At 37.3% G+C, this 19,450-nt stretch carries 23 protein-coding genes; 13 read left to right on the forward strand and 10 right to left on the reverse strand.

Annotated elements, in window-relative coordinates; all coding sequences use genetic code 11:
* Nucleotides 1-9: 9 nt before the first annotated feature.
* Both MSG66_RS17440 and MSG66_RS17445 read right to left on the reverse strand, forming a co-directional pair.
* Nucleotides 10-2,949: an insulinase family protein gene (locus MSG66_RS17440; protein WP_324654758.1), complete on the reverse strand. Its 2,940-nt coding sequence runs from the start codon at nucleotides 2,947-2,949 to the stop codon at nucleotides 10-12.
* Between the two features lie 325 nt (nucleotides 2,950-3,274).
* The gene (locus MSG66_RS17445) at nucleotides 3,275-3,724 is read right to left on the reverse strand and encodes a GNAT family N-acetyltransferase (RefSeq protein WP_133973306.1); all 450 of its coding nucleotides are present in this window, start codon (nucleotides 3,722-3,724) and stop codon (nucleotides 3,275-3,277) included.
* A gap of 111 nt (nucleotides 3,725-3,835) precedes the next feature.
* Here MSG66_RS17445 and MSG66_RS17450 point away from each other — a divergent pair, with 111 nt between their 5' ends.
* From MSG66_RS17450 to MSG66_RS17485, 8 genes are all read left to right on the forward strand, one after another.
* Nucleotides 3,836-4,840 carry an adenosine kinase gene (locus MSG66_RS17450; protein ID WP_324654759.1) on the forward strand — a complete coding sequence of 335 codons (1,005 nt, stop codon included), beginning with the start codon at nucleotides 3,836-3,838 and terminating at the stop codon, nucleotides 4,838-4,840.
* A 16-nt stretch (nucleotides 4,841-4,856) separates the two neighbouring features.
* The gene (locus tag MSG66_RS17455; protein ID WP_133973302.1) at nucleotides 4,857-5,165 is read left to right on the forward strand and encodes a Rieske (2Fe-2S) protein; all 309 of its coding nucleotides are present in this window, start codon (nucleotides 4,857-4,859) and stop codon (nucleotides 5,163-5,165) included.
* 25 nt (nucleotides 5,166-5,190) lie between these two features.
* Nucleotides 5,191-5,799, forward strand: a complete 609-nt coding sequence (locus MSG66_RS17460) for an OB-fold-containig protein (RefSeq protein ID WP_042896065.1) — start codon at nucleotides 5,191-5,193, stop codon at nucleotides 5,797-5,799.
* Between the two features lie 382 nt (nucleotides 5,800-6,181).
* Nucleotides 6,182-6,376 (forward strand): cytochrome oxidase putative small subunit CydP, encoded by a 195-nt coding sequence (cydP, locus tag MSG66_RS17465; protein WP_199964202.1) that lies wholly within the window; start codon nucleotides 6,182-6,184, stop codon nucleotides 6,374-6,376.
* Nucleotides 6,376-7,962: a cytochrome ubiquinol oxidase subunit I gene (locus tag MSG66_RS17470; protein WP_324654760.1), complete on the forward strand. Its 1,587-nt coding sequence runs from the start codon at nucleotides 6,376-6,378 to the stop codon at nucleotides 7,960-7,962. Before cydP ends, MSG66_RS17470 begins: the two co-directional genes overlap by 1 nt.
* Complete coding sequence (gene cydB, locus MSG66_RS17475) at nucleotides 7,959-9,104, forward strand: cytochrome d ubiquinol oxidase subunit II (protein WP_324654761.1); 1,146 nt, start codon at nucleotides 7,959-7,961, stop codon at nucleotides 9,102-9,104. Before MSG66_RS17470 ends, cydB begins: the two co-directional genes overlap by 4 nt.
* A gap of 10 nt (nucleotides 9,105-9,114) precedes the next feature.
* Complete coding sequence (cydX, locus tag MSG66_RS17480; protein ID WP_000270276.1) at nucleotides 9,115-9,216, forward strand: cytochrome bd-I oxidase subunit CydX; 102 nt, start codon at nucleotides 9,115-9,117, stop codon at nucleotides 9,214-9,216.
* The gene (locus MSG66_RS17485; protein WP_080593069.1) at nucleotides 9,217-9,516 is read left to right on the forward strand and encodes a cyd operon YbgE family protein; all 300 of its coding nucleotides are present in this window, start codon (nucleotides 9,217-9,219) and stop codon (nucleotides 9,514-9,516) included.
* A gap of 67 nt (nucleotides 9,517-9,583) precedes the next feature.
* On the opposite strand, the gene MSG66_RS17490 is transcribed toward MSG66_RS17485, so the two are convergent.
* The 5 genes from MSG66_RS17490 to MSG66_RS17510 form a co-directional block, all read right to left on the reverse strand.
* Nucleotides 9,584-10,255 carry a DUF2057 family protein gene (locus tag MSG66_RS17490; protein ID WP_324654762.1) on the reverse strand — a complete coding sequence of 224 codons (672 nt, stop codon included), beginning with the start codon at nucleotides 10,253-10,255 and terminating at the stop codon, nucleotides 9,584-9,586.
* Nucleotides 10,256-10,477: 222 nt separating this feature from the next.
* A complete protein-coding gene (locus MSG66_RS17495) occupies nucleotides 10,478-11,074 on the reverse strand; it encodes a nitroreductase family protein (RefSeq protein WP_004643073.1) in 597 nt (198 codons plus the stop codon).
* A 189-nt stretch (nucleotides 11,075-11,263) separates the two neighbouring features.
* The gene (gene ftsY, locus MSG66_RS17500; protein ID WP_202741899.1) at nucleotides 11,264-12,376 is read right to left on the reverse strand and encodes a signal recognition particle-docking protein FtsY; all 1,113 of its coding nucleotides are present in this window, start codon (nucleotides 12,374-12,376) and stop codon (nucleotides 11,264-11,266) included.
* Between the two features lie 120 nt (nucleotides 12,377-12,496).
* Nucleotides 12,497-12,823 carry a hypothetical protein gene (locus MSG66_RS17505; RefSeq protein WP_003652108.1) on the reverse strand — a complete coding sequence of 109 codons (327 nt, stop codon included), beginning with the start codon at nucleotides 12,821-12,823 and terminating at the stop codon, nucleotides 12,497-12,499.
* Nucleotides 12,824-12,921: 98 nt separating this feature from the next.
* On the reverse strand, nucleotides 12,922-13,281 hold the full coding sequence (locus MSG66_RS17510; RefSeq protein ID WP_042896041.1) for a hypothetical protein: 360 nt from the start codon (nucleotides 13,279-13,281) through the stop codon (nucleotides 12,922-12,924).
* 217 nt (nucleotides 13,282-13,498) lie between these two features.
* Here MSG66_RS17510 and MSG66_RS17515 point away from each other — a divergent pair, with 217 nt between their 5' ends.
* The 3 genes from MSG66_RS17515 (at nucleotide 13,499) to MSG66_RS17525 (ending at nucleotide 15,022) form a co-directional block, all read left to right on the forward strand.
* Nucleotides 13,499-13,732, forward strand: a complete 234-nt coding sequence (locus tag MSG66_RS17515; RefSeq protein WP_003652111.1) for a hypothetical protein — start codon at nucleotides 13,499-13,501, stop codon at nucleotides 13,730-13,732.
* Between the two features lie 340 nt (nucleotides 13,733-14,072).
* On the forward strand, nucleotides 14,073-14,447 hold the full coding sequence (locus MSG66_RS17520) for a DUF2750 domain-containing protein (RefSeq protein WP_197731008.1): 375 nt from the start codon (nucleotides 14,073-14,075) through the stop codon (nucleotides 14,445-14,447).
* Between the two features lie 143 nt (nucleotides 14,448-14,590).
* Nucleotides 14,591-15,022: a CBS domain-containing protein gene (locus MSG66_RS17525; protein ID WP_042894230.1), complete on the forward strand. Its 432-nt coding sequence runs from the start codon at nucleotides 14,591-14,593 to the stop codon at nucleotides 15,020-15,022.
* Between the two features lie 52 nt (nucleotides 15,023-15,074).
* Here MSG66_RS17525 and MSG66_RS17530 read toward each other — a convergent pair whose 3' ends face one another.
* Nucleotides 15,075-16,283: an aspartate aminotransferase family protein gene (locus tag MSG66_RS17530; RefSeq protein ID WP_324654763.1), complete on the reverse strand. Its 1,209-nt coding sequence runs from the start codon at nucleotides 16,281-16,283 to the stop codon at nucleotides 15,075-15,077.
* A 227-nt stretch (nucleotides 16,284-16,510) separates the two neighbouring features.
* Here MSG66_RS17530 and grxD point away from each other — a divergent pair, with 227 nt between their 5' ends.
* Nucleotides 16,511-16,852 carry a Grx4 family monothiol glutaredoxin gene (grxD, locus tag MSG66_RS17535; RefSeq protein ID WP_042894221.1) on the forward strand — a complete coding sequence of 114 codons (342 nt, stop codon included), beginning with the start codon at nucleotides 16,511-16,513 and terminating at the stop codon, nucleotides 16,850-16,852.
* A gap of 47 nt (nucleotides 16,853-16,899) precedes the next feature.
* Here the strand turns inward: grxD and MSG66_RS17540 are convergent, their stop codons facing one another.
* Complete coding sequence (locus tag MSG66_RS17540; protein ID WP_202741897.1) at nucleotides 16,900-17,223, reverse strand: hypothetical protein; 324 nt, start codon at nucleotides 17,221-17,223, stop codon at nucleotides 16,900-16,902.
* Between the two features lie 245 nt (nucleotides 17,224-17,468).
* Here MSG66_RS17540 and MSG66_RS17545 point away from each other — a divergent pair, with 245 nt between their 5' ends.
* Complete coding sequence (locus tag MSG66_RS17545; protein WP_075431434.1) at nucleotides 17,469-18,368, forward strand: LysR family transcriptional regulator; 900 nt, start codon at nucleotides 17,469-17,471, stop codon at nucleotides 18,366-18,368.
* A 42-nt stretch (nucleotides 18,369-18,410) separates the two neighbouring features.
* Here MSG66_RS17545 and map read toward each other — a convergent pair whose 3' ends face one another.
* On the reverse strand, nucleotides 18,411-19,205 hold the full coding sequence (gene map / locus MSG66_RS17550) for a type I methionyl aminopeptidase (RefSeq protein ID WP_324654764.1): 795 nt from the start codon (nucleotides 19,203-19,205) through the stop codon (nucleotides 18,411-18,413).
* Between the last annotated feature and the right edge of the window lie 245 nt (nucleotides 19,206-19,450).

Below are 19,450 nucleotides of genomic sequence, written 5' to 3' on the forward strand. Positions count from 1 at the left end.
ATTTTTATTTTAATTAACTTGTTGAATGGTAAAACCTGATTGCTGCAACTCATCGCGTTTTGCAAATGGTGCAACTACAGCTTTTACAGGAGTTTGCTCAACTAAATATTGACGAGCAACACGTTGTAAATCATCTAATGTTACATGCAGCAAGCGTTCACGTAAGGTACGGCGGAAAGTTGGTGTTCTTGCATGCAACAATGCATAACATGCAGTAATCGCCTCACCCGCTGGTGAACCTGGTTTATCCATACTTGCAACAAGTCCAAGAATCGCTTCTTCAAGCTGATGAGGCTGTTGTTCCGCATTTAATAACCATTGCACACTTGCTTCAAAGTCTTTAAAAGTTTCTGCTAAACGTGGGTCACGGTAACTATAGAAACGGAATGAACATGCATTCCCATCATAGCTTGCTCCACCACCATACGCACCGCCTTTCTCACGAATGGCACTATGTAAGAACCCATTACGTAAATAAGCTGCCAATACCATTAACGGAGCTGCATCTGGATGCGACACATCCACCGCCTGATAAGCCGAAGCACAGAACTGAACATTTGTCTGAATTAACCATGCTTCATGATTATTATCATTTGCCTGTTCTACATGAGTTAACTCTGTTGCAGTTGCATCAACGTTTAATTTATCCCAAACATTTTGGATTTCTTCAACTAAACGTTCAGACTGATGTTCTTCACATACCAGCAAGAACTGTTTAGGCGCTTGCAATAATTTACGATGAATACGTTTTAATTCTGCAATCAGATCATCATATGCAGTAGAGTCTTGAGTAATTTTAGCAACAAGCTCACTTAACCAGTTTAATGCACCTAAACCTGTGTTTTGATAATCACGTTGAGCCAAAGCACTCATATTACGTGATGCGATTTGCATTGCGTAGCTATGACCTGCTCCAGATAAGCGAGATTGCCAACGTGTTTTACGTTGTTGCAATAACTCAATAATGCGCTCTTTCTCATCAAATCGGAGCTGTTCAAATGCTAATTTTAATAAATGAATGGCATCAAACTTCTGAGTCAAAGACTTAGTCGTTAAAGTTAACCAAGCACTAATTTTATCTTTGTCGTCAACCTTACTACGTAATGAAGCGCCCATTCCTAAACCACCACTTACAGCCGTTTGTAAGGTTTGTAGTTCAAGATAGTCATATTCACCTGCACCCACTTCGCCCATCAAGATAGAAAGCAAATTGAAATACGGTGACTTCACAATATCTTCAGGAATTTGAATAAGCACTTGTTGATAGTAAATACCATTCGTACCCGCATGATACAAATTCAACGGCGTATCCATGCGATTGCAAAGAATTTCGCGCAATTGCCCCTGCACAATATGCAAGTCAGCAGGTACATCTTCTAAGCCTACTTTTGGTAATAGTTCAAGGTTATCTGGAGTATCCTGACGTTCCTCTAGAGCCTTGGTATTAGCAATGATTTCAGCTTTATCAGCGTCTGTTAGTTTTTCACCAATAGCCGCTAAACGGGCTTTTTCTGCTTCTTGCTCTTTTACAGACTTGGTTGGGTCTGGAACTAGAGTCATCTGCACACGATGTGGGTTATCAAGCAAATGTGTTTGAATCAGATTTGATAACCACATTGGGTCTTTCAACTCTTCTTTAACCTGTGCAATTGCGCTGTCAACATCCCAAATTTGAATTGGGTCATTATGGTGAATCGCACCACTCAAGCCATTTAAAATTAGACTTAAACCGTATGGTGTACCATCGCCATTAATTTCACGTTGATGTAATTCAATCTGATGCAAAATTGCATCAACTAAATCGCTATCAATTGGTTTTGTAGCAACATCACGCAGAATATTTAAAACACCCTCTCTAAAGCTTTGCGCATGTTCAGGATTTGAACCTTGAACACCACAGTAGAAAGTCATTTCAAAATTACTGTCGTCTACGCCCATTAATGGACCTGTTGATTGAGCATAACCACACGTTTCTAAATAATGGCGCAGTGGTGAAGCTGAATTTTCTAACAAAATCCCTTCAACTAAACGCATTCCCAAACGTAATTTAACGTCATTTGCTTCGGGTAATAGCCAAGATAAGACATGATAAGTTTTATCTTTTAAATCATCACTATCAACGCCATAATTTTCTGTTACTTCAATTGGCGCAGCTAAACGTTTTTCAGGCTTAGAATATAAAGTTGTACCCGCAGAAAACTTATTTAGAGCTAGTTTTTCAAATTGCTCTTGCAACTCATACGCTGTTTGATTCCCGAAGGTCATAAATACAGCATTACTTGGGTGGTAATGTACCTTATAAAAATCGACTAATTGTTCATACGTTAAATCAGGAATATCTTTCGGGTCGCCACCTGAGTTGTAATGATAGGTGGTTTCAGGAAATAAATGATGAGCCAACTGATGATAAAGTTGGTCAGACGGCGCACTCATGGCACCCTTCATTTCATTAAAAACTACACCTTTATAAACAGGTTGATCATTTTCAAGTTCAATACGAATACCTTCTTGAGCAAAATCAAGTGGATTCAAATTGGCAGCAAATGCCGCATCAAGATAAACAGAAAGTAAGTTTTGGAAATCTTTTTTATTTTGAGACGCAAATGGATATGCTGTCCAATCTGCTGCTGTAAATGCGTTCATAAAAGTATTTAAAGAACGACGAATCATTAAAAAGAACGGATCACGTACTGGAAACTTTTCAGACCCACACAAAGCTGTATGTTCTAAAATATGTGCAGTACCTTTAGAGTCCATAGGCTGTGTTCTAAAAGCAACAAGAAATACATTTTCGTCATAATCAGTTGCCAAGTGATAATGCACCGCACCTGTCACTTTATGCTTATATTCAGATACTAAAATATCTAATGCTTCTACATGGTGCTGACGTAGCAACTGAAACGCAGGGTGAACAGTTTGAGAAATGGTTTCAGTGACATCTACAGTCATGTGATCTCCTAACATATCGGATAAGTGAATAAGTCTCATTATAGCCTGAGTCAGCTTGAGATTGGCGAACAAAAGCCAAGTAAAATACTATGTTTTTGTTGAGTATTAGTTTTCATTGGCACGGCTTTGATATCAAGCACATAGCCATGAATGTTTATCCTACCAGAACAAAAGCTTTTAATTCTATGTATATGCTACCCAATAAATAAAAAAGCCCATCAATTTGAGTTATTTGCCCCACCAAACCCCAAACAAAGTAATTCCGATGAATAGGTTATTTAGTTTCAAAGGCATACTTACGATTAGATTTTAAATATTAAAGAACTCATTTCATTCTTTTTGAAAAATTACTATTCGGTATATTTGTCTCGGAATATCCCATTTTCTTATAAAAAGCAGCTGCTCTATGAGTGTCTGTATATAAAACTATTTCATTAAAATATTTTTTAGCATGCTCTTCTATAGCTCTAAGTAATAATTCACCCATACCATGTCGTCTGTATTCAGGATGTACATAAAATCGCCTCAACCTACCCATGTCTTTATTTAGAGTAGTATTAATTCCACCAATGGCAATTAACTGATTAGCATATTGCATACTATATAAAGCTTCTCCTTCTTGATCAAAACAGTTCTGGCCAGATTGATATTCATCTATCAATCTATTGATAAATCTAAAACCCTCATTCTGAGAAACTAAGCTTAATTCAATAATTTGCTCTGGCAACTCATCAATTTTTTGTATTAAAAACTGATCTAAAGCATATTTAAACAACAATATTTCTCCACTATTTTTGAATTAACTGAATTTTATTCAACAAACTACAGCAAATCCAAGCAATGGTGTAAACTTATCAACCTGATTTTTTTATTTGTGACAACACATATGGCAACTGTAGATCTTTTTGCAATTGGTAATGCATTAATCGACCAAGAATTTAAAGTGTCTGATGATTTTCTTAGTCAACAAGGTTTGCAAAAAGGCACAATGCAGTTGTCCGATGGTGACACTCAATCTGCTCTTTATGCAGAGTTAAAGCAGCACCAAGACTACAAAGGTCAAGCAAGTGGCGGTTCAGCAGCAAATACAACTGTAGCCTTTAGTGCATTAGGTGGAACTGCTTTTTATGGTTGCCGCGTTGGTCATGACGATTTAGGGAAAATTTACCTACAAGGTCTAAATGAGGCTAACATCCAGACCACACCAAAATCGATCAGTGAAGGTGTAACTGGTACCTGTATGGTGTTAATTAGCCCTGACTCTGAACGCACGATGCACACCTATTTGGGTATTACGGCTGAACTGTCTCAAGATCAAATCGATTTTGAACCATTAAAAACAGCAAAATGGCTTTATATTGAAGGTTATCTTTCTACAAGTGAAACGGCTCGTAAAGCTATAAAACAAGCAAGAGAAATTGCAAAAGCAAATGGCGTTAAAATTGCCCTCTCTCTTTCAGACCCTGCCATGGTGCAATACGCTCGTGAAGGCTTGGAAGAGCTCATGGATGATGGCGTAGACTTACTATTTTGTAATGAGCAAGAAGCCTTAATGTATACCAATACAACGTCTGTAGAAGATGCTCTTGCTCAATTACGTTTTAAAAATCATACCGTAGTCATTACACAAAGTGCCAAAGGTGCATTAGTTTCTAACCCAACTCAGCACTTCCATGTTGCGGGACGTCATGTTGAAGCCGTTGATACAAATGGCGCAGGCGATGCATTTGCAGGCGCATTCCTTTATGCCCTCAATTATCATCAAGATTTGAATGCTGCGGCTCAGTTAGCCATCTTAATTTCGAGTGAAGTAGTCTCTCAATTCGGACCACGTTTAGCTGTAAATGATTATGCTAAACTTCTTGAAAATTTTCAGAAGGAATGTGCTTAAAATGGAAAGGATCTGTATGACGGAAGAAGTTCCTGAGCGTGAAGCTAGAGCTTTTGACACTTTACAAGGAACTACTATTTTCGTTACGCAACGTGACGGCGCATTCTATGCTTATCAGAATTTATGCCCTCACTTACAAACTGAGCTTGAATATTTAGAAAATCAATTTCTTGACCAAGATCAAGAATACATTCAATGCTCTACTCATGGTGCCTTATTTACTGTGGAAACAGGCGAATGTATTTCAGGACCATGTTTAGGTGATTTTTTAAATAAAGTTGAGCTTGAAGTACATTCAGATGGCGGTATCTATATCGTAGACTGAGACTATCAACATTAGAGTTTCTGCCATGGCTGATTTCTTTTTTAATTATTATCTTATGCCTTTTCACTTAAGTGTGGTGGCTTTGATATTACTCAGCGTGGTAGAAACCATTGGTATGTATATTGGACTCCGTCCAAGTCAGTTGCTTAAAAAAATTGCACCGGATTGGCTTTCTAACTCACCGCTACTTAATGTTAAATTTTCTAAAGCTCTAATTTTTGTTTTTTTACTCATCAATTTCAGTTATGCAGGTTACTTTTTACAACTCTCTTTCTTCGCAATACAGCATTATTTTATTTCACCATTTTATTTAATCGTCCCGGCACTTGTGATCGCAATCTTTTTTACTGTGTTCATGATTCACTGCCTTGACCAAGTGATTAAGCCGAAACTTACACATACCAATTATAACCTTTTAGGGCGATTAGCGACCATTTCCAGTGGTAATGCCAGACCAGGCTTTTCTGCTCAAGCACGCGTACGTGATGAATTTGGTCAACTTCACTACGTTCAAGTAGAACCGGAATATGGCGAACTCGAATTACATTCCCAAGTCATTCTCGTCAGAGTGCATAAAAGCCACTATGTGGCCAAAAAAATCTCTATATCAAACGATCTTTTCGCACCCGATTAATTTTTAATAATTTTACAGTCTATTATTTATTGCTTTTTGCAGGCTTTATTACGCCTTTATTTTATTATTTTCTTTTTTAATTAATTATTTATTATTCCGACCATTTTAGTTTGAAATAACCTACAAATTATTATATACAACTATTTTAGTCTGAATTAAATTCAAAACAAACCATTTTAATCAACTTAATAATTTTATTTACAAGTGTTTTAGTTGGATTTAACAATCAATTCAAACTATTTTAGTATGGTATTATTTTTTAAATATTAAGTATTTGTTTTTTATAACCTAATTATTTAAATATTTATTTAAAATATATTTATTGTTTATTTTTATTATATTTTGATTAATAATGAAATTAATATCAAATGAGGTTTAATTTATGAGCCTTAATTTTCAAAATCTTAATAGTCGTTTAATTAAAGAAATCACTATTATTCTAATAATAAAAATAGTGCTTCTTTTAACGATTAAACACATTTGGTTTGATGCTCCCACCATCCCCAAAAATTTCGACAATCAGGTCGCCGAGCATATTGCTGGCGATAACATTTCCCACATTAAGGAGACACGTTGATGATTTCTGAAAGCGTGGTTGATCTTTCGCGGTTTCAATTTGCAATGACCGCCATGTATCACTTTCTTTTCGTCCCTTTAACTTTAGGTTTGGCTTTTATTCTTGCCATTATGGAAACCACCTATGTCATTTCTGGTAAAGAAATTTATAAAGATATGACTAAATTTTGGGGAAAACTATTTGGTATTAACTTTGCGTTAGGGGTAACGACTGGCTTAACCATGGAGTTTCAGTTTGGAACGAACTGGGCTTATTACTCACATTATGTCGGTGATATTTTTGGTGCACCATTAGCAATCGAAGGCCTTATGGCATTCTTTCTTGAGTCGACCTTTATTGGCTTATTCTTTTTTGGATGGGACCGCTTAAGTAAGGTTCAGCATCTAGGAGTAACATGGTTAGTTGCGCTTGGTTCTAACATGTCAGCGCTCTGGATTTTAGTAGCTAATGGATGGATGCAAAACCCAGTAGGTGCTGCATTCAACTTTGAAACGATGCGTATGGAATTAGTCGATTTCGGCGCGCTTATCTTTAACCCAGTAGCTCAGGTTAAATTCGTACATACCGTATCTGCGGGCTATGTAACTGGTGCAATTTTTGTACTTGCTATCTCAAGCTACTACTTGCTTAAAAAACGGGATCTTCCTTTCGCCCGTCGTTCATTTGCAATTGCTGCAATTTTCGGTCTTGCATCTACACTTTCGGTGATTTTACTCGGGGATGAATCTGGCTATGAATTAGGTGATGTTCAAAAAACCAAACTGGCTGCAATTGAAGCTGAATGGGATACTCACCCTGCTCCAGCTCCATTTACTTTATTTGGTATACCGAACCATGAAGAAATGCGGACAGATTATGCAGTTAAAATTCCATATGCATTAGGTTTAATTGCAACTCGATCAACAACAAAAGAAGTTACTGGCCTAAAAGATCTCATGCAACAGCACGAAGTTCGTATTCGTAACGGCATGCTTGCTTACGCTGAGCTTGAAAAACTTCGTGCAGGTGATCGCTCACCCGAGTTATTGGCTTCATTTGAAAAAAATCAAAAAGATTTAGGTTATGGCCTTCTTCTTAAAAAATATGCACCAAATGTAGTTGATGCGAAAGAGCAACACATTCAAGCCGCTGTAAAAGACACAGTTCCAAATGTTACAGCTCTCTTCTTCTCTTTCCGTGCAATGGTAGCTTCAGGTTTCTTAATGTTGCTTTTATTCATTTTAGCAACTTGGGCAGTAGCAAAAAGAAATGCTGAAAATAAACCTTGGCTACTGAAATATGCATTGTTTGCACTACCACTTCCTTGGATTGCAGCTCAAACAGGCTGGTATGTAGCTGAAGGAGGCCGTCAACCATGGTCTATTGGTGAAATCTTACCAACCCACCTCTCTACTTCTAGCTTAAGTACTGGTGATGTATGGGGTTCTATAATTGCTTTAGCTGCCTTCTATACAGTTCTTTTAATTATTGAGATGTATTTAATGATTAAATTTGCTCGTCTAGGACCAAGCTCTCTCCACACTGGTAAATACCATTTTGAAAAGCAAGAACCGAAAACAGCTGTTAATGGGGAGGCCTTATCATGATTGAATATGAACTATTAAAAATCATTTGGTGGGTGTTAGTTGGTGTACTTCTGATCGGCTTTGCTCTCACTGACGGTTTCGATATGGGTTCCATGGCTCTCATGCCTTTCGTTGGGAAAACCGATAACGAACGACGTGCGGCCATTAATACGATCGCTCCTCACTGGGATGGCAATCAGGTTTGGTTTATTACAGCAGGTGGTGCATTATTTGCTGCATGGCCAATGGTATATGCTGTAGCTTTCTCTGGTATGTATTGGGCATTACTACTGGTTTTATTCGCCCTTTTCTTACGACCAGTCGGTTTTGATTATCGTTCCAAACTTGAAAACACCAAATGGCGTAATTCATGGGATTGGGGCCTATGCATTGGAGGCGCTGTACCAGCGCTTGTGTTCGGTGTAGCCTTTGGTAATTTGTTTCTAGGCTTACCTTTTGGTTTAGATGACACTTTACGCTCTGAATATACTGGCAGTTTTTTTGCTCTTTTAAATCCGTTCGCCTTAGTTTGCGGCATTGTCAGTCTATCAATGCTTTGTGCCCATGGCGGTGCATGGCTCATGTTGCGCACAGATAACGCTTTAAAGCAACGTTCTGCCAAAGCAACCCAGATCATGGCAGTTATATTTTTAATTTGTTTCCTTGTTATTGGGGCCTGGCTGTATTTTGGGCAAGTACCGGGTTATAGCTATGCAGTTGCTATTGACCCAAATGCTGCACTCAACCCTTTAGCAAAAGAGGTAGTTACAAATAACAACCCTGGCTGGATGAACAACTACAGTACCTATCCAATTACTAAAGTTGCCCCAGTTCTTGCAATATTAGGCGCAATCATTGCAGTTTTTGCAGCTTCAAAAGCAAAAGCAGGCTTAAGTTTTACTGGCACAAGTTTAATGATTGTAGGAGCGATTTTAACCGCAGGTTTTGCCCTATTTCCGTTCTTGCTTCCATCTAGTATTAATCCTAATTCTAGCTTGACGATGTGGGATGCTGTCTCAAGCCACCTTACTTTAGGCGTTATGACTGTAGCGGCTGGCATTTTTGTACCACTCATTTTGATCTATACCAGTTGGTCTTATTACAAAATGTGGGGCGTCATTACCAACAAACACATCGAGTCAAACTCGCATAGCTTGTATTAAGGAGAAGCAAATGTGGTATTTCGCATGGATCCTTGGCATTTTGATGGCATGTTTTGCAGGTGTACTTAGTGCACTTTATATCGAACATCATCAAAATTTAGATGAGGAATAAATCATGGCAAAAGCAATGACAGCATCAAATCATCGAAAAGTTCAAGCATTCGCAATGGCCCTTTCATTTCTGTTGGCATTGCCTCTTGCTGCAATTTTGCTTGTTTACCCTTCACTCATGTTAGATGCAAATGGACACTACAATCATAGTCAACTCATGTTGGTGATGATTGGTATTTCTGGTGGTTTCATTTATGGAGTGGGTTTTGTACCAAACTTCTGGTTATGGAAATGGTTATTTAGCCCATGGGTAGCATGGCCTCTCATGCTTTTAGGCTATTACATCTGGTTTCTAACCTAAACAAAAAAGACCTCATTTGAGGTCTTTTTTCATTTATCAAATCGGCTTTATTTTAAATAGCAATTAATTAATTTGATTGTTCAGCTAACCAAGCCATAAATTTTTGACGCTCAACTTTAGAAGATTTCTGCCAAGTTTCCACTAACCGTTGATCATTAGTTTGTGCTACACCAGTTACTGGTATAGATGTTGGAGCTGGCACCACAACTTGAGTAGATGCAGGTTTGGCCGATGCATACACTGCTTCAGGCTGTGGTCTAGATGATTTAGTCGTAAAATCAGTTACTTTACCCAACAAGCCAGTTGCAAACCATGGTTTTGCTTCATTGTTTGCACCCGTTTGTTTCACAATTAATTCATTATTTGCACTGTACAAAGCAACCGTTGGTTGCTCAGCATACTTTTTCGCATTTTCATAATCTTTAGGCACATCTACCATCGAAAGCTTATAAGTTTTCCCATCTTGCAATGTAGGTGTTTGAATTGTGACTACGCCAGATTTAACAATGTCATGCTCGCCATTTAAATGTTCAAAATATTCTTGGTAGCGCACGCTTAAGCTAGTTTCACCCGCATCGACTTTATAATTATTTTTAGATGAACGAAATAACCCAGAATTGACTTCTTGACCATTCACCGCAAGGATTACAATTTCCTCTGGTGCTGTAATTGTAACTGCTGAAAATACTGAACCACTGAGTAACAAACCAATTGCAGCAACGCTTAATCTTAAAGTCATCTGTTTCTTTCTCTGTATTTGATAAGCTATTAAATCATGAGCAATATGCAATATGATTGTGACCATTTTATGACATTGGGGTTCTAGATCAATTTTCAGATGAAAGACTTTAAAATATATAATTGAATTTTACTGAATAGTTGTTTTTTATTTAGTCTTTAATAATAATCAAAAAGTAAAAAAAAGAGCACCTAATGAGGTACTCTTTTTAAGTAACTTAAATTAGTTAAAGGTTTTGAAACGATCAGCATCATTAATAAATGCTTTCTCGCCTGCTGGTGCTTCAACTGAACCAAATACTAATTGAGCACGTAATTTCCAAGTTGCAGGAACATCAAATGCTTCAGCTGCTTCAGCATCAACAATCGGGTTATAGTGTTGTAAAGATGCACCTAAACCAAGCTCTGAAAGCGCAGTCCAAGTTGCAAATTGAGCAATCGCGCTTGAATGTTCAGACCAAACTGGGAAGTTGTCTGCATATAATTCAAATTGCTCTTGTAAGTTTTTAACAACGGCCTGATCTTCATAAAATAGTACCGTACCAGCACCAGCTACAAAGCTATCAATTTTTGTGTTTGTACCCGCAAAAGCTTCAGCAGGAACAATTTTACGTAATGCTTCACGGACTAAATTCCAGAATTTAGCATGAGATTCACCGTAAAGCGTTACCACACGTGAAGATTGTGAGTTAAAAGCTGAAGGACTATGTTTAACCGCTTCACGGATAGTTTCTTCGATTTTAGTGCGATCTAATGCAACATTTTTACCAATTGCATAAATTGTACGACGATTTTTAATTTTATCTAAGAAAGTAGACATTTTGTTATTTCCTACCTATTTGATTGACCATGGGCCGTTGTTTGGGAATGAATATAGTGTATTGAACTCATTTTTCATAATCAGCATTAAAAATATGACAGTTCGTTTTATTTTCGCAACAATAAAAAAAGATATACATATAAAAAAGCTTCACCATTTAGTGAAGCTTTTCATTGCTAATAACCAATTTTATTTATCAGTTTCAAACAGTGCAGCGACAAATGATTTAGCCGAGAATGGTCTTAAATCATCAATTTTTTCACCAACACCAATAAAACGAATTGGCACATGACTGCGACTAGCAATATTAAAGAGCACGCCGCCTTTCGCAGTTCCATCTAACTTAGTAATTGTAATACCAGTTAAACCCACAGCTTGGTCAAACTCTTGCACTTGGTTAATCGCGTTTTGACCCGTACCCGCATCTACTACCAACATAATTTCATGAGGTGCAGTTGCATCAATTTTTTGCATAACGCGTTTAACTTTTTTAAGCTCTTCCATCAAGTTGCTTTTATTATGTAAACGACCTGCTGTATCTGCAATTAATACATCAATTCCCTTAGCACGAGCACTCTCAAAGGCATCAAAAATAACAGAGGCACTATCAGCTCCGTGACCTTGAGCGACTACAGAGATATCGTTACGTTCACCCCAGATCTGTAATTGTTCTGTCGCTGCTGCACGGAATGTATCACCGGCAGCCAACATCACTTTTTTACCTTCACCTTGTAAACGCTTCGCTAATTTACCAATGGTTGTAGTTTTGCCTACACCATTTACACCGACCATCAAAATCACATAAGGTGATTTGTTTGGATCAATATGTAGTGGTTTCACACGTGGAGCCAACAGAGCAACCAACTCTTCTTGTAACGCTTTATAAAGAGAGTGGGAATAGATCAAATCACCACGAGCTGTTCGTTCTGTTAAATTGGTAATGATCGTTTTAGTTGCTTCTACACCAATGTCCGCAACCAATAATTGCTCTTCAACTTCTTCAAGCAATTCATCGTCAATTTCTTTTCCGCCAATCAGAATGTTAACCATACCATCGGCGAAATTACGACGAGTCTTTGTTAAGCCTTCCTTCATCCGACCAAAAAAACCAGATTTGGTTTGTTCAGTTTCTATATTGGTAGAAGAAGATTCAGTCTCGGCTAATTCCGTACTTTCTTGTGATTTAACAGGAGATTCAACGATGGGAACATCGATAGCAGGTAAATTAGGTAACGTGACATCGTCATCACCGATCTCAGCATCTATCAAGAATTTATTTTGCATATTCGATTGTTGTTGCATGCCGATTCCTTGAAAAGCAGCGCGTTTAAAAAGAGAAAGTTTAGCATAAATTCAAAACATTGCCTGCCACAATAGCATTCAAAACGCCTGGCAAACCAAGATTTAGTCTGATTTACTCATTTACTGAGTATCTTCCTGAGCGAGTGCTGGATATTGCTTAACATGAGCACCTTCAAATTGGTAAGCATGCATTAACTTTAAATACTCTGCCCGATGAATTTCCGACTGAGCTATAAGCAACTCGGCCATGTCTTGAGTTCTTGGATAAGTCGCCTGATGAGATAGTTGGATAATTCGTTGATATTGATCCGGACTAATAGGCCGAAGTAATGCTAAATATGACAGCACAAAAATACAGCCAATGACAATAACCACAAATAGGTTAAAACATTGATCAACTTTTAACTCAGACTTTAATTTAAGAAAATTTTGTTTGAATATGAGCATGACCTACCTCGAATTAGTGTAGTGTAGGGTTCAATGCTCATAAGCACAAGATCAAACATCCAGTAAGGTTAATAATCGTACCTTACTGGATAGTATGCTCAACTTATTAGTGAACGAATGACAGAAAAGTATAAAATTGCTGCAATAATCACTAAGACTAAAAACATCGCAAAAATACTTAGTCCTTCTTCTGCATCAGCTGGGTGCAATTCGTCTTCATCAGCAATTTTTCGAAGTTCCCCATCATAAACTTGATAAAACCAGCTTTTTTGGGTGGGTTCCAAATGCCCAGCAAAATCAAACACCCTTTTGCGTTGCGCAAGACAATAATCCCCTAAATGGATTTCCTGATGAAAGATCGCTTCATCTAATAATTTACGGTGATAATGGGCCAGTTCTATGATTTGTTCCTCTTTAGGCGGAGTATCAAAAACAAAGCCGTCGATTGTATTTGTCATATTTTATTCTCCTTGTCTTTTATTCTCATATTGATTTTAATCAAAATTATTTGTGAATAATGTTTAATCATGTATCCTAATAGTGAATTAAGCGAAAAGCACAAATAGTTGACAAATCCATCAATTTGTAATATTAGTTTAATAATTCTAAGTTAAATTAATTTAAAGGCAGTGGCCTTTAGAAAAAAGTAATCATAATTACAATAAGGAGTTTTATATGATTCAACGTATCTCTCATCATGATTTAGAACATGTATACGCAACTGCAGTAAACACTATTCATTCTCAAATGAACTTTCAAGATGCAGTTACACAGTTAGAAGAAGTTGCTCGCGCTGGGCACGGTAAAGCGGCTCTATTCTTAGCAGAATTGTATTATCAAGGTTTCCGTGTTGAACGTGACTCACTTAAAGCACAATATTGGCAAAAGTTAGCCACAATGCAAGCATAAAAAAACGTCACTTAGGTGGCGTTTTTTTATGTCTGTAAAAATTTGATATAAACCAATTCATCCCTTATCTCTTCTTGCGCTTCACCAAAGCTTTAATCGCTTTGTTTTGCTCAGGTGGCATTTTTTTATACCTGTAAAAACTTTCTATAATAAATATAATTCACTACGCACTTCGTTTGCCTTGCGCTTCGCCAAAGCTTCACTTTACCAATTGAGTCGTAGCTCAAGTGGCATTTTTATAGCTGGGAATATTTGTTTACGATTTGATACCTGTTTAAACTGAAATGTCATCTATTTTTTCTATAATAAGCAAGACAAGTTAAGAACCATTAAATTGACAATGAATAGTTTAAGCAATCTACAACCGGTTTCAAAAGACTTGATGATTAAGATTTATATTTTAAGAACCATGATGTATTGCGGAGTTCTTTGGGGATTATTTCATCAAGGTTGGGCAATTAAATCAGATCAGGAAGACTTTATTTTTCCTTTTTGGCTCAATGGATTGCAAGCTCACCGCTACGCTAAAGAACATTGGCCACACTACAAACCAAGAAGAATTACCCCCAAAGATTTTCACGAATCTTTATTACCAACTTTAACCCGACTCAATGTTACACCTGCTTTGTTTAATTCTTCTCATAGGAAGTTAAAATTATCTACCCAGCAAATGCATCATTTCTTTTTTAAACATCCGCACTGGCAAAGAGCTTAAGTTTTCTTTAGGTTCTTCACCATTATTAGAATGCTTTTTGAACGCTTGAGTGTAAAACTTGTATTTGAATGACTATCAAGTCTTTGCATTTTTATAAAATCAAGCTAATTTAAAACAAAATGATAAAACACGGGACAGAAGAAATGACAATCGTTGCACAAGTAATCAAAAACAAATCAGAGCAAGATATTTTTACAATTTCTCCAGAAGCTACTGTCCTTGAAGCCATCAAGATCATGGCTGATAAAGGAATTGGTGCGCTAGTCGTAGCTGAAGGTGAAAAAGTTGTCGGAATTTTATCTGAACGTGACTACACCCGAAAAGTGACGCTTATGGAACGTTCTTCATATAGCACTACAGTCGCTGAAATTATGACATCTAAAGTACTTACTGTAAGCCTGAACAACACCGTTGAAGAGTGTTTACAGTTAATGACAGATCGCCACTTACGTCATTTACCAGTATTGAACAATGAAAAATTAGTTGGTTTTATCTCTATTGGTGACTTGGTAAAAGCTGCAATGGAAGATCAGAAGAACTTAATTGAACAGTTAAAACAATATATCTCTGGCTAATAATTTGAAATAAAAAATGGGCGCTTATACGCCCATTTTTTAACACTAAGACTTAAAGATAATTATTAATCAAAGCAACTAAACGCTCTAACAAGTCATCGGCCTGCGCTTGAGTCATATTAATAGGCGGTAATAGGCGAACGACCGAACCTGCTGTAACGTTAATAATAAGCTTATGTTGATCGCGCGCAATGGCAACGAGTTCAGCACAGTCTTTAGGCAATTGAATACCTATCATCATGCCAAAACCACGCACTTGAATATTCTTATCGACTAACTGTGCACGAAGTTGATCAACAATATAGCGTCCTACTACTGCTGCATTTTCTACCGCATTCTCTTTTTGAATTGTATCAATGACTGTATAAACCACACGAGAACCGAGTACAGTGCCGCCATAGGTAGAACCATGACTACCAGGCCCCAATAAACCAACAGCTTTACCTTGTGTCATTACAGCACCTACTGGGAAGCCATTTCCGAGTCCTTTCGCAGTCGTCAAGACATCAGGCACAATGTTGGTGTGCTGATATGCAAAATATTTACCAGTACGCCCATTACCTGTTTGAATTTCATCTAGCATCATGAGCCAGTTATGCTGATTACAAATATTGCGAACTTCCTCAAGATAGCTAAAGCCTTGAGGAGCAGTATTAATACCACCCTCACCTTGAATTGGCTCAATCAAAATTGCAACAATATCTGGATGTTGCAAAGCTGCTTCTTGAATTGCTTCTACATCACCAAATGGCACACGAATAAAATCATTTACCAAGGGGGCAAATCCATCTTGTACTTTCTTATTACCCGTTGCTGAAAGTGTTGCCAAAGTACGACCATGAAATGATTGTTCTGCCACAATAATCTTTGGCAAACGTACACCTTGTTGAGTACCAAATTTACGAGCAATCTTAATCGCACCTTCATTTGACTCAGCGCCACTGTTTGAAAAGAAGATCTCTTCCATGCCAGACACTTCGGCAAGCTTCTGAGCAGCGGCAGTTTGCCAAGGAATTTCAAATAAATTACTTGTGTGTACAAGTGTTGCAGCTTGTTCAGCAATTGCTTCTGCAATGACTGGATGCGCATGACCTAAACCACATACCGCAATACCAGTTAAGGCATCTAGATATTCTGTACCATCTTCAGTATATAGATATGCCCCTCGGCCTCGTACAAAACTGATCGCTTGGCGACCATAAGTAGCCATTAAGTGTGATGGTTGATCAGGTTGTATTGGAGCTAGGGTAATATCAGTCATATCGAACTCTGTCTGTATGAGGTGTTAAGAAGGGTTTATATAAGCAAAAACTGGCTCTGATGAAAAGTCTCATCAATCATTTATCTAAAATTTCGTCCGCTTTTCGTTATCACTTCGGTTTATACAATAAAATATTGAATATTCAATGCAACTTTAAGTAATCAGGTGGTTTGCAAAGCAACATAAACACCCCCTATAATGCTGCTAGATTAGTTGAGGATCTATTTATGACTGAACAAGCACGTGATACTGAAGCGTTAATCCGCGATCAAATTGCGAAGCATCCCGTTTTACTTTACATGAAAGGCACTCCACAGTTTCCACAATGTGGTTTCTCTGCACGTGCTGTAGAGGCGCTCAGTCAAATTGGTCGTCCATTTGCATATGTAAATATTCTGGAAAATCCTGATATTCGTGCAATCTTACCAGCAATTGCGAATTGGCCTACATTCCCGCAACTTTGGATAAATGGCGAGCTGATTGGCGGTAGCGATATCATGCTTGAAATGTTCCAAAATGGCGAATTAAAACCATTAGTTGAACAATATAGCGCTGCACCAGAAGCGTAAATAATAAAAAAGCCAATCAATAGATTGGCTTTTTTATGCTCTTAACGTTAAAAATCACTCACGCCAACATAGCGAAATAGACCTTCCACACCTAAATCAGATTTTAAAACAATTAGATTTTCATAAGCCGTTGTCGTTAGAGCTTCAAAAATATTCATATTTGGGTCTTCATGCAACTCATCCACGCTTTGACTCATACACTCTTCAAATCGATCTGCAACAAATTCGAATCCTAAATCCATAGCAATAAATAAAGTGTGCTCACATGGCTGAACATATTGTTCTTGTGCCCAGTCAATTATCGCTTGTTTGCAAAATGGACACTTAATATTTGTTGAGGCATCGTTAAGTTCTATTAATTGATAAGGCATTAGATTTGGAGGGTAAAGAAAAATTATAGTGTAGAAGAAATTGATTAATAGTTCTATAGATAGGCCACAAGTTCAATTAAAATACATACATCAAAATTACATCGTAATTACAAAATCATTTCAAAAACCATCTTTATTAAATAGATCATGAATTTATCCTCTACTTACAAAAAATTTAGTATAAGAATTATCGTTGCAAAAATAATAATGTAAAATCATAGTTGTTGCATAAATAGGATATTTTAATGCTCACTGATCTTGATGATTTTTATTGTTTTGCTCTTGTTGTTGAGCATGGTGGTTTTAGTGCTGCTGAGCGTGTAACGGATATACCAAAATCAAAATTAAGTCGTCGCGTGTACAGTTTAGAAGAAAACTTGGGGGTTCGTTTAATCCAGCGTAGTTCTCGTCATTTTGCTGTTACAGATATTGGGATGGATATTTATAGACATGCTCAAGTCATGATGAATGCTGCACAAGCTGCCCATGATTTAATTGATCATTTAAGTATTCAACCCAGAGGCGTGGTAAAAGTTAGTGTGCCTGTTGATATTGCTCAAAATCAACTACCAAAAATCCTACCTGCTTTCTTAAAAAAATATCCAGAAATTCGTTTGCAACTTATGGTGAGTAACCGTCGAGTGGATGTCATTAACGAAGGGATTGATATCGCTTTACGAGTTCGCTCAAAACTTGATGATGATCCAAGTTTAGTTCTTAGACAGTTTGCCCTTATAGAACAAAGTTTATTCGCAAGTCAGGCATATTTAAATGAGTTTGGAGATATAAAAAATCCAGAGCAGCTCAGTGAGCACCGTATTTTAAGTTTGTCTGAAGATCATCTTGATCAACAATTCATTTTGCATGGACCTGACAATCAACAGAAAAAAGTCAAAGTCAGCCCTATTGTAATGGGCACAAACATACACATGTTGGCTCAATTGGCTAGTCAGAACTGTGGTATCGCACTATTGCCAGAGAGTGCAGCAGAAGATTTCCTGAAGTCTGGGCAACTTCTACAAATCTTACCGGACTGGAAAGCGCCTCATGGAATATTACATGCCGTATATCCATCACGCCGAGGATTACTACCTGCTGTTCGAGTATTTATTGATTATTTAGTAGAACATCTTTCTGAGCATTAAAATAAAAAAGTTCGATAATTTATCGAACTTTTTTTATATTTTTCAAATTGCAGGATAATTGCCCACACCTTCGGGCCATGGTGTTAATAGTTCAAAGCCAGTATCTGTTACTGCAACCATATGTTCCCATTGAGCAGATAACGAAAGATCTTGAGTAACGACTGTCCAGCCATCATTTAACTCTTTCACTTGTGGTCTACCCGCATTCACCATTGGCTCAATGGTAAAGACCATTCCTTTCTTTAAGACCAAGCCTTGCCCGCGCTGCCCATAATGTAGAACATTGGGTTGTTCATGATAAACCTTACCAATCCCATGCCCACAATATTCTCGAACAATACTATAGCCTTCTCGGTGAGCAACCGACTGAATAGCATAACCAATATCGCCTAATGTAGCGCCTGGCTTAACGGTATGAATACCGGCAACCATCGCTTCATAGGTTGTATCAACCAGTTTTTTCGCTTGTGGATTTACATTACCCACAAAATACATGCGACTCGTATCACCAAAATAACCATCTTTAATAATTGCGACATCAATATTAATAATATCGCCATCTTTTAAGATTTTATTCGGCGATGGTATTCCATGGCAAACAACTTCATTGACTGAGGTGCATATTGTTTTTGTAAAACCGTGATATCCCACATTAGCGGGAATAACTTTTAAATTATTTACAATATAGTTATTACAGAGGTTATCTAAATATTCAGTAGATACGCCCGGTTTAATATAGGCCCCTATCATTTCTAAAACTTGTGCCGCCAAGCGTCCAGAAACTCTTAATTTTTCCAGATCTTGTTCAGTTTTAATGGTAACAGTAGAAGCTCTCATTCAATTCTATCCTCGCAGACAAGAAACATGCCCTTCCCTACAAAAACCTAAGGTAATTCAAAATATTTTAGGATGAATATAAGTCAGACCAAAAGCCTAAAATGCTTAAACATTCAGCATTCATAGTAAAAGTTTATCTTTTTATTCTTACATATTTTTTATAAAAAGTCAGAACTTAAAAAGAAGTTCTTTTGTCCTTTTAATGGCTTTTCAAGTACATACTTTAACCAAACAAATGCTTATAT

Source organism: Acinetobacter sp. IK31 (genome assembly GCF_035615195.1).
Classification (GTDB): Bacteria; Pseudomonadota; Gammaproteobacteria; order Pseudomonadales; family Moraxellaceae; genus Acinetobacter; species Acinetobacter calcoaceticus_C.